The organism is Bradyrhizobium sp. LTSPM299, from assembly GCF_000938235.1.
Classification (GTDB): domain Bacteria; phylum Pseudomonadota; class Alphaproteobacteria; order Rhizobiales; family Xanthobacteraceae; genus Bradyrhizobium.
Genome location: NZ_JYMU01000006.1, coordinates 639,291 through 653,294, shown reverse-complemented (window position 1 = coordinate 653,294; position 14,004 = coordinate 639,291). Strand labels below are relative to the sequence as shown.

At 64.3% G+C, this 14,004-nt stretch carries 19 protein-coding genes; 11 read left to right on the top strand and 8 right to left on the bottom strand.

The window, feature by feature from the left end; genetic code table 11:
- Positions 1-17: 17 nt before the first annotated feature.
- Both UP10_RS04325 and UP10_RS04320 read left to right on the top strand, forming a co-directional pair.
- Entirely contained in the window at positions 18-257 is a 240-nt protein-coding gene (locus UP10_RS04325) for a hypothetical protein (protein ID WP_044586083.1), read from the top strand.
- A 132-nt stretch (positions 258-389) separates the two neighbouring features.
- Positions 390-1,451, top strand: coding sequence for an alpha/beta hydrolase family protein (locus UP10_RS04320; RefSeq protein ID WP_197086735.1), 1,062 nt, complete (start codon positions 390-392; stop codon positions 1,449-1,451).
- Between the two features lie 54 nt (positions 1,452-1,505).
- Here UP10_RS04320 and UP10_RS04315 read toward each other — a convergent pair whose 3' ends face one another.
- Positions 1,506-2,723 carry a serine hydrolase domain-containing protein gene (locus UP10_RS04315; RefSeq protein WP_044586082.1) on the bottom strand — a complete coding sequence of 406 codons (1,218 nt, stop codon included), beginning with the start codon at positions 2,721-2,723 and terminating at the stop codon, positions 1,506-1,508.
- Positions 2,724-2,867: 144 nt separating this feature from the next.
- Between UP10_RS04315 and UP10_RS04310 the strand changes: the two genes are divergently transcribed.
- The 4 genes from UP10_RS04310 (at position 2,868) to UP10_RS04295 (ending at position 6,206) form a co-directional block, all read left to right on the top strand.
- On the top strand, positions 2,868-3,836 hold the full coding sequence (locus tag UP10_RS04310; RefSeq protein WP_044586081.1) for a LysR family transcriptional regulator: 969 nt from the start codon (positions 2,868-2,870) through the stop codon (positions 3,834-3,836).
- Positions 3,837-3,923: 87 nt separating this feature from the next.
- Positions 3,924-4,634 carry an SDR family NAD(P)-dependent oxidoreductase gene (locus UP10_RS04305; RefSeq protein WP_044586191.1) on the top strand — a complete coding sequence of 237 codons (711 nt, stop codon included), beginning with the start codon at positions 3,924-3,926 and terminating at the stop codon, positions 4,632-4,634.
- 19 nt (positions 4,635-4,653) lie between these two features.
- Entirely contained in the window at positions 4,654-4,893 is a 240-nt protein-coding gene (locus UP10_RS04300) for a tautomerase family protein (protein ID WP_044586080.1), read from the top strand.
- Positions 4,894-4,958: 65 nt separating this feature from the next.
- Positions 4,959-6,206, top strand: coding sequence for a YbfB/YjiJ family MFS transporter (locus UP10_RS04295; RefSeq protein WP_156179646.1), 1,248 nt, complete (start codon positions 4,959-4,961; stop codon positions 6,204-6,206).
- A 13-nt stretch (positions 6,207-6,219) separates the two neighbouring features.
- Here the strand turns inward: UP10_RS04295 and UP10_RS04290 are convergent, their stop codons facing one another.
- The 7 genes from UP10_RS04290 to UP10_RS04260 form a co-directional block, all read right to left on the bottom strand.
- Positions 6,220-6,399 carry a hypothetical protein gene (locus UP10_RS04290; protein WP_044586079.1) on the bottom strand — a complete coding sequence of 60 codons (180 nt, stop codon included), beginning with the start codon at positions 6,397-6,399 and terminating at the stop codon, positions 6,220-6,222.
- Positions 6,400-6,559: 160 nt separating this feature from the next.
- On the bottom strand, positions 6,560-7,711 hold the full coding sequence (locus tag UP10_RS04285; RefSeq protein WP_044586078.1) for an aminotransferase class V-fold PLP-dependent enzyme: 1,152 nt from the start codon (positions 7,709-7,711) through the stop codon (positions 6,560-6,562).
- A gap of 50 nt (positions 7,712-7,761) precedes the next feature.
- On the bottom strand, positions 7,762-8,649 hold the full coding sequence (locus tag UP10_RS04280; RefSeq protein ID WP_044586189.1) for a hypothetical protein: 888 nt from the start codon (positions 8,647-8,649) through the stop codon (positions 7,762-7,764).
- A 128-nt stretch (positions 8,650-8,777) separates the two neighbouring features.
- Entirely contained in the window at positions 8,778-9,155 is a 378-nt protein-coding gene (locus tag UP10_RS04275) for a helix-turn-helix domain-containing protein (protein WP_044586077.1), read from the bottom strand.
- Positions 9,145-9,468: a type II toxin-antitoxin system HigB family toxin gene (locus tag UP10_RS04270; protein ID WP_044586076.1), complete on the bottom strand. Its 324-nt coding sequence runs from the start codon at positions 9,466-9,468 to the stop codon at positions 9,145-9,147. The genes UP10_RS04275 and UP10_RS04270 overlap by 11 nt, the downstream gene beginning before the upstream one ends.
- Positions 9,469-9,513: 45 nt before the next feature.
- Positions 9,514-10,266 carry a flagellar type III secretion system pore protein FliP gene (gene fliP / locus UP10_RS04265; RefSeq protein ID WP_044586075.1) on the bottom strand — a complete coding sequence of 251 codons (753 nt, stop codon included), beginning with the start codon at positions 10,264-10,266 and terminating at the stop codon, positions 9,514-9,516.
- Positions 10,263-11,228 carry a flagellar biosynthetic protein FliO gene (locus UP10_RS04260; protein WP_044586074.1) on the bottom strand — a complete coding sequence of 322 codons (966 nt, stop codon included), beginning with the start codon at positions 11,226-11,228 and terminating at the stop codon, positions 10,263-10,265. The genes fliP and UP10_RS04260 overlap by 4 nt, the downstream gene beginning before the upstream one ends.
- Before the next feature lie 368 nt (positions 11,229-11,596).
- Between UP10_RS04260 and flgB the strand changes: the two genes are divergently transcribed.
- The 5 genes from flgB (at position 11,597) to fliR (ending at position 14,003) form a co-directional block, all read left to right on the top strand.
- A complete protein-coding gene (gene flgB / locus UP10_RS04255) occupies positions 11,597-12,007 on the top strand; it encodes a flagellar basal body rod protein FlgB (protein ID WP_044586073.1) in 411 nt (136 codons plus the stop codon).
- 27 nt (positions 12,008-12,034) lie between these two features.
- The gene (gene flgC / locus UP10_RS04250) at positions 12,035-12,460 is read left to right on the top strand and encodes a flagellar basal body rod protein FlgC (protein WP_044541583.1); all 426 of its coding nucleotides are present in this window, start codon (positions 12,035-12,037) and stop codon (positions 12,458-12,460) included.
- A gap of 30 nt (positions 12,461-12,490) precedes the next feature.
- A complete protein-coding gene (fliE, locus tag UP10_RS04245) occupies positions 12,491-12,811 on the top strand; it encodes a flagellar hook-basal body complex protein FliE (RefSeq protein ID WP_044541582.1) in 321 nt (106 codons plus the stop codon).
- A 139-nt stretch (positions 12,812-12,950) separates the two neighbouring features.
- Positions 12,951-13,214, top strand: coding sequence for a flagellar biosynthesis protein FliQ (fliQ, locus tag UP10_RS04240; protein WP_044541581.1), 264 nt, complete (start codon positions 12,951-12,953; stop codon positions 13,212-13,214).
- 18 nt (positions 13,215-13,232) lie between these two features.
- The gene (gene fliR, locus UP10_RS04235; protein ID WP_044586072.1) at positions 13,233-14,003 is read left to right on the top strand and encodes a flagellar biosynthetic protein FliR; all 771 of its coding nucleotides are present in this window, start codon (positions 13,233-13,235) and stop codon (positions 14,001-14,003) included.
- The last annotated feature ends 1 nt before the right edge of the window (position 14,004 follow it).

Below are 14,004 nucleotides of genomic sequence, written 5' to 3'. Positions count from 1 at the left end.
CGGGAGAACGCCGTCACATGAGCAAGCCGATCAAGACCGAAGCCGAGCTGATCGCGATGGCGCGCGTCGAATTGAAGGTGCACGCCGACTGCCCTGATGGCATCGAAATCTCGGTCCTCCGCGACGGCGACAGCTGGGAATTCCGCGCCAGCGCCGAGGACGCCACGGTGGCCAAGCCCGGCTATCCCGAATGCGTCGCGATGCTGGTGCAGATCGGCGATCACCTCAGCAAGCAGTATGACGTGAAGGGTGACTAACGGCCTCTGCCCGTTCCTTCCCGTTGGTCTGACGATGTGGAGTCGATCGAAGGAGCAAGATATCTAAGGGCAAGACATGCGAAGGGGCGAGACATGCGAACAATCCAGCTGCGCCGAAATGCTCTCACTCGCTTGCTTTCCGGCGTCACCGTTTGTCTCGGAGTTTATTCCGGTTCTCTGGCCGGTCCCCCGCGCGCCCTGGCGCAAGACGTACTGCGGGCGGCTCCGTATCCTGTCGGGATGACGCAACTCGAATATATTGACCCTTCCGACGGTCGGCCTCTGAACCTGATGCTGATCTATCCGGCCGCTCCGGCGACTGACGCCGTTCCTTTCAAGATGCACCTCGCCGTCAACTTGCACTTGTACAAGGACGCGCCAGTCGTGTCCGATGGTCTGAAGCACCCGCTCGTCATGTTCTCGCACGGGGCAGGCGGCAACGGCTCGCTCTATGCGTGGTTCGGCGAATTTCTCGCCTCCCGCGGCTATCTCGTGGCAATGCTGTATCACTTCCGGGCCAATACCTATGACTCGAGCGCTCTCTACGTGCGCAACAGGATCTGGCAGCGGCCGCGCGATCTCAGCCTGGATATTTCCCAACTTCTTCAGGACAAGATCTGGGGACCGCACATCAATCCAAACCAGATCGGCGTTGCCGGACATTCACAGGGCGGATTCACCTCGCTCTGGATTGGTGGCGCCAGGGTGAATCCCGACCTTTTCGTTCGGTTCCAGCGCGGCTGGAAGACCAACGAGACGGTGCCGCCTTATATCCGCGAGCAGATGAGCGTTGATGCCGAACCCACGCGTAACCTGCGCGACGATCGGGTCCGCGCGGCCTTTGCGATGGCTCCCGGCGATATCAGGGGGTTCGGCATGGACGAGGCCGGGCTGCGGCAGATGGCGATCCCGACCTATCTGATCGTCGGAGCCGGTGACACCACGACACCATCAGATGAAAATGCCGGCTTCGCTGCGAAATACATCCCGCATGCGCAGTTGGACGTGATGCCCGGTCCGGTCAGCCACGAGATCTTCGGCAACGAGTGCGACCAGGTCGGGCGCGACAATTTTCCCGATGCCTGCAATGATGCCCCCGGCGTGGATAGGGTCAAGCTGCACGATCACATCGGCAACGCCGCGTTGCAGTTCTTCGATTCGAACCTCAATGTGCGGCGAGAGAGCCCGAAATGAAACGCAATCTCCACTCTTGCGTTGGACGACCGGGCTAACGTTGTTCGTCGGCCGCTACTTCGCGTCACTCCGCACGATGTCATAGACGACACCGAGCAGGTCATGGAGCTTGTCTGCCTCGGCCGCGGGCTGCGAGTTCGTCTGCAGCGTGATCATGAGATCGTCCTTTTCGAACCACACATAGAGTGTCCGGTAGCCGAGCGTCTCACCCTGGTAGAACCAGTGCGAGCCAATCGACCCGAGGACGGCCCTGCCGAGGCCGAGCGAGAAACCGCGCGGGTCGTCGGTCGTGACGTCTGCGATCGGCTCGCCGGTTTTGATCGACACCAACTCCATCCATTCCGCCTGCTGCTTCGGCGGTACCACGCGTCCCCCGAACACGGCGCGCATCCAGCGATCGACATCGCGCGCGTCGGCGATCGCGCCACCTGCAGCCTGCGCCCATGAGGTGCTCATGGTGCTGATGTCACGGCCGACCAGGGCGAGATTCCAGGACTTGACGCATTTGGGTTGATAGTCGGCGCAGGCGGGATTGTCGAAATAGCCGTGCGCCAGGCGATTGGTCACCGCGACTGGATATGCGCCGCTTTCGTAGAACGTGCTGTTCAACCCGACCGCTTCAATGATCATTTGGTGCACGAGGTTGCGATAGGACCGGCCGGCGACCTTCGCCGCTATCATGCCGGCGAGGATGTAGTTAGTGTTCGAATAATGGTAGCCGCTGCTCTTGGGCAGATCGCCGCTCCCGGTGGGATAGGCGAACTCGATCAGATTTTCGGCAGTCAGATCGCGCGTGGGCTCGTTGACCCAGATGCGGGACATGGCTTCCGTCTCGGAGTAGTTCGGGATACCGCTCGTCATGTTGAGGAGGCGCCGGATGGTCACCTCCTTCCACGCCGGATATTGCGGAAGCCATTTGCCGAGCGGGTCGTCGATCGACAATCGGCCCGCAGCCTCAAGCTTCAGGATCAAAGCCGCCGTGAAGGACTTCGATGTGCTGCCCATCTGGAACAGCGTACCCTGGCGGACTGGCGCGTCCTGTGGTGCGCTGCCGACCTTTCCGGCGAACGCTTCGATCGCCGGACCGGTGTCTCCGAAGCTGACATAAGCAGCGACGCCCGTGACCTTCTCAGGCGAACCGCGGTCGGCCAACCATGCTTCCAGGGCCGTCTGGATCCTCGCAGTCCGTGGTGAATCCGCTTGTGCGCCCGAAGCCGCGAGGATCATCAGGCCCGCTGTGAGCACGAGCGCCGCGCATTTGCTGACCACCATGGTGCCTCCGTTGGTGTGATCAGTCGCAATCTATCGCCACGTCAATGCCGCCGCAACGCCGCGAGGGCGTCGATGGCGGTTCGTTGCCATTTGCCCGGCGCGCCCATAACCTCCGTTCAATCATTTCCTCAAACGAGAAAAGCTATGGACCGCATCGACGCCATGAAGGTCTTTGTCGCGGCCGTTGACGAAGGCAGCCTCGCCGGTGCGGGGCGGCGGCTGCGGCGCTCGCCGGCGGCGGTCAGCCGGGCGATCGCGTTCCTTGAACATCACGTCGGCGCCGAGCTGCTTCACCGCACCACGCGGTCGCTGAAGCTGAGCGAGGCGGGCCAGCGCTACGCGGCGGCCTGTCGCCGGATCCTCTCCGAGCTCGAGGAAGCCGACATTCTTGCCGGCGGCGAACGGACCGCGCCGCGCGGCACGCTGACGATCACGGCCCCCGTGGTCACGGGTGAAGACGTGCTGCGGCCGGTGCTCGACGCCTTCATGGTGGAACATCCGGCGGTCACGGTCCGGCTTGTGATGCTCGACCGCACCGTGAACCTGATCGACGAAGGGATCGACGTCGCGCTGCGCATCGCGCATCTTGCCGACTCCAATTTCGTGGCGATCAGGCTCGGCGAGGTCCGCCGCGTGGTGGCGGCGTCACCCGGCTATCTCGCGCAGCATCCCGTCATCAACGAGCCGGCCGATCTGGCAAAACACCGGATCATCGCGATGACGCATTTCGGGATCGACTCCTGGAGCTTCCCGCCATCAAGGAAATCGAAGGTCGCGCGCGCGATCCAGTTCACGCCCAGGCTCGTCGTCAACACTGTGCGCGCGGCGGTCGCCTCGGCCGCGGAGGGACACGGCATCACCCGGCTGTTCTCCTATCACATCGCCGAGGAAATCCGCGACAGCCGGCTGCAGATCCTGCTGGCGAAGGATGAGCATCCGCCGCTGCCGGTGCATCTGCTCGCCCCGCAAGGGCGCTTCGACGTGCCGAAGGTGCGCGCTTTCGCCGATTTCGCCGTGCCGCGACTGAAACGCTATTTCGAACGGCTGTCGCGCGAGGCCAGCCGCAATGCCGGCGCCATTCGTTCGCCGCGCGGAAGAGTGTCTGCCGAATAGCGGACATTCGCGCGGATAGCGTATGTATCTAGGTTGATCTCCATCGAAACGGCGCTGAGCCGCTTCACGAACCGATGGAGAGAGATCATGGGTGCAGAACAGAAGGTTGCCGTCATTACGGGCGCATCGCAGGGGATCGGCGAGGCACTGGTCAAGGCCTATCGCGATCGCAACTATCGTGTCGTCGCCAATTCGCGCGGCATCAAGCCGTCCTCCGACCCTGATGTCCTGGCAGTGGCAGGCGACATCGGCGATCCCGCGACCGCGGACCGTATCGTGGCGCAGGCGCTGGATCGGTTCGGCCGCATCGACACGCTGGTCAACAATGCCGGCATCTTCATCGCGAAGCCTTTCACCGATTACACCGACCAGGATTATGCGTCGATCCTCGCGATCAATCTCAACGGCTTCTTCTACATCACGCGGCGCGTGGCGAAGGAGATGGTGAAGGAGGGATCGGGGCACATCGTGCAAATGACGACCAGCCTCGTCGATCATGCCAGCAGCAGCGTACCCTCCGTGCTGGCGTCGTTGACCAAGGGCGGGTTGAACGCGGCGACCAAGTCGCTGGCGATCGAATATGCCGCCAAGGGCATTCGGGTCAACGCGGTTGCGCCCGGCGTCATCAAGACGCCGATGCATGCCCCTGCGACCCATGATTTCCTCGCCAAGCTGCATCCAGTCGGCCGGATGGGCGAGGTAAAGGACATCGTGGACGCCGTGCTGTTCCTGGAGACTGCGGGCTTCGTCACTGGCGAGATCCTGCATGTCGACGGCGGCCAGAGCGCCGGCCGCTAGCGCATGATCGGGAGCTGTCATGCCCATCGTCACCATCCAGGTTACGCGTGAGGGGACGACGCCAGGGGCGTCGTCCACCACGCCGGCGCAGAAGGCCGCTCTGATCAAGGGCGCCAGCGAGCTGCTGCGCGACGTGCTCAACAAGCCCGTGGAATCGACCTTCGTCGTGATCGAGGAGGTCGACACCGAGAATTGGGGCTGGGGCGGACTGCCGGTGCTCGAATATCGCGAGAGGCTCGCAGCGATGCGCAAGCCGTGATCGCTGCGAACGATCGCAGCGATCGGAACTAATCATTTTTCAAGAACTGCCAAAGGGCTTAACCGATGTCGATGTCCGGGACCAATGTCGATCATCATCGCCGGCGCCATCACTCGGCGCCGCAGGATGCGGGCGGGTCGGTGTGGCTGCCTGCAGCCGCAGGACTTTGCGCCTCGTTGGTCGGGCTGGGGCTCGCGCGCTTTGCCTACACGCCGCTGATCCCGGCGCTAATCGCGGCAAAATGGTTCACGCCATCGGAAGCCGTCTATCTCGGCGCCGCCAACCTCGCCGGCTATCTCGCCGGCGCGCTGATCGCCCGCGATCTCGGGTCGCGCATCGGCTCGGTGTGGGCACTGCGCAGCATGATGCTACTTGCCGCGCTGTGCTGCTTTGCCTGCGCGGTGCCGATTTCTTTCGTCTGGTTCTTCGGCTTCCGCTTTCTCGCCGGCGTCACCGGCGGTGTCATCATGGTGCTGGCGGCATCGACCATCCTGCCGCATATCGCGCCGAGCAGGCGCGGGTTTGTCGGCGGCGTGATCTTCGCCGGTGTCGGGCTTGGTGTCGCGGCGTCGGGCACGCTGGTTCCGCTGTTGCTGCAGCAGGGTGTCACGCAGGCCTGGGTCGGCCTCGGCGTATTGTCGGCGGTGCTGACGCTGATCAGCTGGAAGGCGTGGCCATCAGAGGCTGCTGTGGCGCATGGTAGCGAGGCGCATCATGCGGCGGCGCATGGCACGCGGTCGCCGATGGTGCTGATGCTGTGCGTCGAGTACGGCCTCAACGCACTGGCGCTGGTGCCTCACATGGTGTTCCTGGTCGATTTCGTGGCCCGCGGACTCGGGCAGGGGATCGCGGCAGGATCGCATTACTGGGTGTTGTACGGCCTCGGCGCCGTCATCGGCCCGCTGCTGACCGGGCATCTCGCCGATCGCGCCGGTTTCGCCGCGGCGCTCCGCGTCGGCTTCCTGGTTGAAGCCGTGGCCGTCGCGATGCCTGCGGTGAGTTCGTCACCCGCCGTGCTGATCGTGTCCAGCATCATCGTCGGTGGCTTCACGCCCGGCATCGTGCCACTCGTGATCGGCCGCATCCACGAGCTGATCCCGCATTCCGCCGCCGGCCAGCGCACCGTGTGGGCGCAGGCCACCACGACGTTCGCACTGTTCCAGGCGGCCGGCGCCTACGGGATGTCCTATTTGTTTACGCAAAGCGGCGGCGACTATACGTTGCTGTTCGTGATCGGTGCGGTAGCGGTGGCCGCGGCGCTGGCGCTCGATCTCGTCGCCGGGCTCACGGCGACACGCAATCGTCCGGCCTGATCGCCAGCTAATGTTACGCTTGCGCCGGGGGCGAGACATCGGCGGCGGCGAAGCCGATGTCGCGGTTGTGCTCGACCGCGGCATATATGGCGGGGCTTGCCAGGATCGATCCGTAGAGGCTGAACGCGACGATCGTCCAGTTGTTGGCAACGCGGCGGTCGCCGCTGTCCAGCTCTTCGATGAATTTCTGCATTGGCGTCCCCCATATGCTTCGCACTACGAAAACACGGGGGACGTCGCGCAAGATGTGAAGCAGGTCACGTTTGGCGCCGCCGCGCCTGGAACAATCACCATCGTGATGAACGAATGGTTGGCGCAAGGCGCACGGTTCGCGCCGCGCACCTTACGAATCGCTAACCGCGCAGTTGCTTCGCCAGGACCGCGATGAAGCGGTCGGCGTCGGCCTCGTCGTTGAAGACGTGCGGCGAAATCCGCATCCGGCCGAGCCGCAGCGCGACATGGATGTTCTCGGCGGCAAGCTGCGCGATCAGGTCTTTCGATATGCCACCGGCCATGCCGAGGCTGAGGATATGCGGTGCGCGCAGGCGGCGATCCAGCACGCTGACGCCGAGGTCGCGAACGCCGTCGGCGATCCGCTGCGTGAGCATCGCGAGCCGCTCGACGACGGCGGCCGCGCCCCAGTCCGCCATCATCTCCATGCCGATCGACGCCATCTCCAGCGAGATGTAATAATCGCGCTCGCCCATGTCGTAACGCCGCGCGTTGTCGACATAGCCGAGATCGCCGAAATAGACCGGGTTCTCGGAATTCACGTTGCGGCGTCCGGCGGCGGTCTGCTCCAGCGGCACGCCGTTGTGATGGCGTTTCGCCATGTAGAGGAAGGCGCGGCCATAGGGGCCGATCAGCCACTTATAGGTCGGGAAGATCACCGCATCAGGGTCGAGTTGCTTGACGTCCATCGCCACGACGCCCGCGCCATGCGTCGCATCGATCACGAACATTGCGCCATGCCGCCGCAGCGCGGCCTGCACCTTATCGACGTCGATCAGGCCACCGTCCGACCAGTGCACCGAGGAGATCGAGGCGAGGCCGACCGGCGGCGCGCCTGACCGCTCGATCGCGGCGAGCACCGCCGAGGTCCAGTCGCCGTCGGCGGGCTGGCGCACGGTCTCGATGACGAAGCCTTGCGCCTCGGCGCGGGCATGCCATTCCAGCACCGGCGAGGAGTGATCGTTCTCCAGCACGATGACCCGCGTGCCGCGCGGAACAGTCAGCACCTTTGCCGCCGTCGCGACGCCGTAGCTGATCGACGGGATCAGCGCGATGTCGCCGGCATCGGCATTGATCAAACGTGCTGCCGCCGCGCGGGCGCGTTCATACTGGCGGCTGTCGAAGCCGGCACCGAGTGTCCAGGGCTGGCCTTTCCGTCCGACCGCGGCGCGGCCGGCGTCGAGCGTTGTGCGCGGCAGCGCGCCGCTGGATGCCGAATTCAGGTAGCAGATGTCGGGTGGAATCTCGAACAGATGGCGCTGTGAAGGAAGCATGTCGGCTCGTTGTTGCGTTTGCTGAAGGTGCGTCGGGGCAGGCCGAACATTTATCCGTCGTACTGGTCCGGCCCCATCGCCCAAGGCGCCTGCTCGTGGCCGTGCGCGAAGGTGCGATTGGTTTGCGCGGGATTGCGATTGATCAGTGGCCGCAGATACATCGGGTGCGTGGCGCTGCGCACCTCGTGCTCGACGGTGAACAGCCGCCGGCCATCGGCGGGATCGACGATGTCGCAGAAGCGGTATTGGTACTGATTGTCCTCGCGCGAGACCAGCCCGCGCTCGCACAGCCGCCGGTAGGGACCCGAGAAGTCCGTGATGTAGATCTGGACATGGTGGCCGTCGAATTCCGGCAGCACCCGATCGCTCTCGCGGAATTGCAGAACCTGATCCTTGCCGACCTTGACGCGCGCCACCGCACCATCATCGTCCGCGAGACTGGCTGGGATGCCCATGATGTCAGGATAGAAGCGGGTGATTGCCTCAGCTGTGCCGTGTGGCACCTCGAATTCGACATAGGGGATGCCGAGCGAGACGCGCCCGAAACGGCCGGCATCCGGCTCATAGCAGCGTAGCCGATTGCCCCAGGGGCAGGTGGCCTCGACATGATCGTTGCGCTCACGATACGTGAATGCGGTGCCTTCGAGCTTGGGCGCAACCGAAGCCAGGCGATCGAGCAGCGCCTGCCGTCCTGCGATCACGAGTCCGGTATGGCCGCGCAGCACCTGCGGCCGGCCGCTCGGCAGATGAAACTGGCTGCGGCCGACATTCACCCACATGTTGCTGTCCGACACCATCAGATAGGGATCGCGGGTCAGTCCGATGCCGGCGACATAGAACAGCGTCGCCAGGCGCTGGTCTGGTACCTGCACGTTGACATGCTCGAGATGGATCGAATTGCCGAGATCTTCTGCGGCGCGGTCGAATGGCTGCTGCATGGGCGTGGATCCGGAGGATGCGATGCCGCGCATGATAGTCGAATGCGGCGGCCGATCCAGCGACCAGGCTATGAATGTTACGGGGGGCTACCCCCCGTAACCCTGCACCAGGCTGCCGGCGACCTCACTCAGGCCGCGGTCTTCCGGGTGGGGCGGATCAGCACGTCCGCAGAAATGCCGAGGTGCTCATGCAAGCGTCGGATCATCCCGACCGAAAGTCCTCGCTTTCGGTTCAATACTTCGGCGATGCGAGTGCGCGTGCCGATGATCTCCTCCAAATCCCGCCGCGTCAGTCCTTGCTGTTCCATTCGAAATTTGATCGCCTCGATCGGGTCCGGAGGGTCCATCGGGTAGTGCTGAGCCTCATAGGCATCGATCAGCGTCGCGAGCACATCGAGCCTGTCGCCGTCGCGCGTTCCTGCCTTGGCACCCCACAAACGCTCGACCTCCTTGAGCGCGGCCTCATGGTCCAGCTCAGTCCGGATTGGTTTGACCTCAGCCGCCATGTCGCACCTCTTTCACGTCGATCTTGTCGTAGTCCTTGTGCGTGCCGATCCACTTGATCCACACGATGCCTTTCTCGAAGTCGGCGGCTGCCACCAATCGATAGTCGTTTCCCTTGATGTTAAAGACGATCTGGTCTGCTGAAACGATGCTTGCCGTCGCGTAGCTGCGTCTTACATCCGCCGTGCTGGTCCACCGAGCCTTTTTGACTTCGTCGAACCATGCATCCAAGGCTGCCTTTAGCGCCGCATGGTCCTTGTGGCGCCTGCGCCGCTCGACAAACTCTCGCAAAGTACGTCGGGCGATCACGCGCATGACCAGAATTTATCATGCGCCCAATTTGGGCGCAAGTTGGCCAGTCTACCCCCCGTAGCTCTGCACCAGGCTGCCGGCGACCAGCGACCAGCCGTCGACCAGCACGAAGAAGATCAGCTTGAAGGGCAGCGAGACCACGACTGGCGGCAGCATCATCATGCCCATCGACATCAGGACCGAGGCGACCACGAGGTCGATGATCAGGAACGGCAGGAACAGCAGGAATCCGATCTCGAAGGCGCGCCTCAGCTCGGAGATCATGAAGGCCGGCACCAAGATGCGCAGCGACATCTCCTCCGGCGTCGCCGGCGGCGCCTCGCCGGAGAGGTCCATGAACAGCTTCAGGTCCTTCTCGCGCACGTTCTTCTGCATGAAGCCGCGCAAGGGTCCGGAGGCGCGTTGCAGGGCTTCCTCGACGCCGATCTGGTTGGCGACCAAGGGCTTGATGCCGTCGTCATAGGATTTCTGCAGCACCGGCCCCATCACGAAGGCGGTGAGGAACATCGCGAGCGCAATCATCACCGAGTTCGGCGGCGCGGTCGCGGTGCCGAGTGCGGTGCGCAGCAGCGACAGCACGACCACGATGCGCGTGAACGACGTCATCATGATCAGGACCGACGGTGCGATCGAGAGCACCGTAAGCAGCGCGATCAGCTGGATCGCGCGCTCGGTGACGCCGCCATTACCGCCGCCGAGATTGATGCTGATATCCTGTGCGACCGCCGGATCGGCGAGCGATCCGGCGGCAATCAGAACAGCGATGAAAAAAACTCTACGCGGGACTGTCCCGGACCTCACGAAGGGGTCTTCGGTCGGCCGAGCAGGGACGCCATCTCGTCTTCGAGATTTTCGAACCCGCTCTTCTGCGGAGCGGGCGCTGGCGGTTCGCTGCGGGCCGGACGGATGACCGGTGCTTCGGGTGCGACCGGCGGCGCAAGGGCGTCGCCACCAGCGGACGGACGGCGCAATGCGGCTTCAAGCCGTTGCGCCATCTCGGCGAGATTGGCGTCGGCGTTCGATACGGTTGGCGGAGCCGGGGGGGCCGGCGGTGTCGGAGCCGCGGCGGGTGGCGGCGGAGCAGGCGGCGGTGGCGGTGCCACGGCACGCTCGGGCGCACGCAGCGGCGGCGGCGCCTTCGGCGGCTCAGCGGCGCGCGGTGGACGGGGCATTGCGGGCTCGGCGCGCGGCAAGCGCGGCGGCATCGGATCGGGGCGCGGTGGTTCGCCGCGCTCGGGCCTACTCCCGATCAAATCGGGCGTGAATCCGGCGAGCGGATCGTTGCGGCGCTCTGCTGCGGCTGCGGGCCGGCGGACCTCGTCGGCAAAGGCCGGGCGGGCCGGACGCTGCGGCGGCTCCGGCAGTTGCGGTTCGGGATGATCGAATATGTCGCGGGCGCTGTCGCCATCCCAGGCCGCGTCGGGGAGGGGCGCGACCCGTGGCGGCGCCGCGTCGGCGGCAACCGCCGGCCGGGTCGACATCTGATCGCGGCCGGGCGCGGCGCGGACGATGTTGGGTTCCACGACGATGTCGCTGGGCCCGCCGATCATCAGGAGATGCTCGACATTGTCGCGGCGGACCAGCACGAGGCGGCGCCGGCCGTCGACGGCGGCAGCGTCGATCACCGCGAGCCGCGGCATCCGCCCGCGATTGGCGTTGGCGCCAAGACGGTTGCTGCCGAAGCGGCGGACCAGCCACGCGGCGACGCCGATCAGCACCAGCACGACGACGAACGCGAGGATGAATGTAAGTGGTGCCTGCATACTGGAGTCCCCGGCCATGGTGGCCTTCCTCAGCTTCCGCCGTCAGCGAGCGCAGACTGATCACGGATCGCGCAGCGAATCGCGCCCGAGACTCGCCATATTGCTTAATTCCCCACGGCTTACAGCCGAGCGTCCTATTAATAGACCAAGAATCGCCTGTCCCAAAACGACTTCTCAGCGCCCCACGCTGCCTTGGTCCGCGCTGGTTAACGCAGCTTTCATGGCGAAAATGCGCTTGCGAGCCACGGTTGTGGCGTTCTCCGCGGCTGATATCCGCATTTTAACCAGCTGTTAACCATGCACCGGGCAAATTCTGCCTACCTCGGGAGGGCCAAGGGGTTGTCCAAGAGGTTAACGGAGTGGCGCCCATGGCCATGAACGATCTACCGATCCTGTCGGCGCTGCGCACCAAGATGCAGTGGCACCAGGAACGCCAGCGGGTGCTCTCCGAGAACGTCGCCAATTCCGACACGCCGAACTTCCGGCCGCGCGATCTGGTCGAACCGACATTCGACCGAGCCGGCTCCACGACCGGCGGCGGCGTCGGATCACTGGCGATGATGCAGACCATTGGCACCCACATGACGGCCTCGGGCGCCCCCGAGACCTTCGACAATGACCGCGGCAAGAGCGGTTTCCAGACCCGGCCGGCCGGCAACGCGGTCAATCTCGAAGACCAGATGCTGAAAGTGTCCGCCAACCAGATGGACTACGCGGCGGTCACCTCGCTCTACAGCAAGAGCCTGCATCTCTTGAAGACCGCGATCGGCAAGGGCTAGGCCGCGTAGGGGCGGCAGGAGGACAGCATGGCAGACGAGATCAGCGACTTCACCCGCTCGATGAGCATCGCGACATCGGGCCTGCGCGCGCAATCGGGCCGCATGCGGGTGATCTCGGAGAACATCGCCAACGCGGATTCGACCGCGCAGACAGCGGGCGGCGATCCCTACCGCCGGAAGGTGCCGACCTTCTCATCGGCGCTCGATCGCACGCTCGGCGCCCAGACGGTGTCGCTCGGCAAGGTGCGCCCCGACCGGACGGCGTTCACCATCAAGCACGAGCCGGGCAATCCGGCGGCGGACGCCGCCGGTAACGTCAAATACCCCAACGTCAATTCAATCGTCGAAATGACCGACATGCGGGATGCCCAGCGCTCCTATGAGGCGAACCTCAACATCATCAGCGCGACGCGGCGGATGATCCAGCGCACGCTCGACATCCTCAAATCCTGACACAACAGAACAACGCAGGGATCGTAAATCATGGCCTCACCGACAGTCGCCGCCAACGCATATGCCAGCCTCGCCAAGATGATGGAGCGGGGCGGAGCCGAGAAGGCCGGCCAGGCCACGGCCGGCGCGGGCGGCCCGTCGTTCAGCGCGCTCGTCAAGGATGCCGTCGGCAGCGTGATGGAGACCGGCCAGAAGTCCGATACGCAAACCATGGCGATGGCCTCGGGCAAGGGGAATGTGATGGACGTGGTGACGGCGGTTGCGGAAACCGACGTCGCGGTGTCGACGCTGGTCTCGGTCCGCGACCGCGTGATCCAGGCCTACGAAGACATCATGAAGATGTCGATCTGACGTCGCTTGCGACGTCATCCCGGGGCGATGCGAAGCATCGAACCCGGGATCTCGAGATTCCCCGATGCGCAATTGCGCATCTGAGGCTCTCGCTTCGCGAGCCCCGGAATGACGAACTTAACCGAAAGCGAGAACAACAATGACCGGCCCTGAAACTCTCGACGTGGCGCGTGATGCGATCTGGACCATTGTGGTGGTGTCGTCGCCCATGCTGGTGGTCGGCCTCGTGGTCGGCGTGGTGGTCTCGCTGTTCCAGGCACTGACGCAGATTCAGGAGCAGACCCTGGTCGCCGTGCCGAAGATTCTCGCGATCTTCGTCACATTGCTGCTGTCGTTGCCGTTCATGGCGGACCAGCTGAGCGCCCACATGATGCGGATTTCGTCGCGAATCATCGGCGGTTGATGCAGTAATGTCCCGGTCATGCGCATCGACGTCTCCCTGCTGCCGGCGCTGGCCGCAACCTTCATGCTGGTGTTCGCGCGCGTGGGCGCGATGGTGATGCTGTTGCCCGGTTTCGGCGAGTCCAATATCCCGACCCGGGTGAAGCTTTCGATCGCGCTGCTGCTGACGCTCATCATGCTGCCGCTGCATCGCAACGCCTATCATGTCGACCTGACGTCGATGGCCTCGCTCATTGTGCTGATGCTGCATGAGCTCGTCATCGGAATCGTGCTCGGCGCGACCGCGCGCGTGACGCTGTCGGCGCTGACGGTCGCCGGCTCCGTGATCGCCCAGCAGCTCGGCCTCGGCTTCGTCACCGCCGTTGATCCGACCCAGGGTCAGCAGGGCCAGATCATGGGCAACTTCCTCACCATGCTCGGCATTACGCTGCTGTTCGCCACCGACAGCCATTATCTCGTCATCGCGGCGATCAGCGAGAGCTACCGCATCTTCTCGCCGGGCGAGGTGATGCCGACCGGCGATGTCGCCTCGCTTGCGACCAGCGCGTTCGCCGCCGCCTTCAAGATCGGCTTGCAGCTGTCGGCACCGTTCCTGGTGTTCGGCCTCGTCTTCAATATCGGGCTCGGCGTGCTGGCGCGCCTGATGCCGCAGATGCAGGTCTTCTTCGTCGGCGTGCCGCTCACTATCTTGGCCGGTTTCCTGATCTTCGGTGTCGTGCTTGCCGCGATGATGGGCACCTATCTCGATTACTTCATCGGCGTCATGCGCCAGCTTGCTCCAATGAACTAGC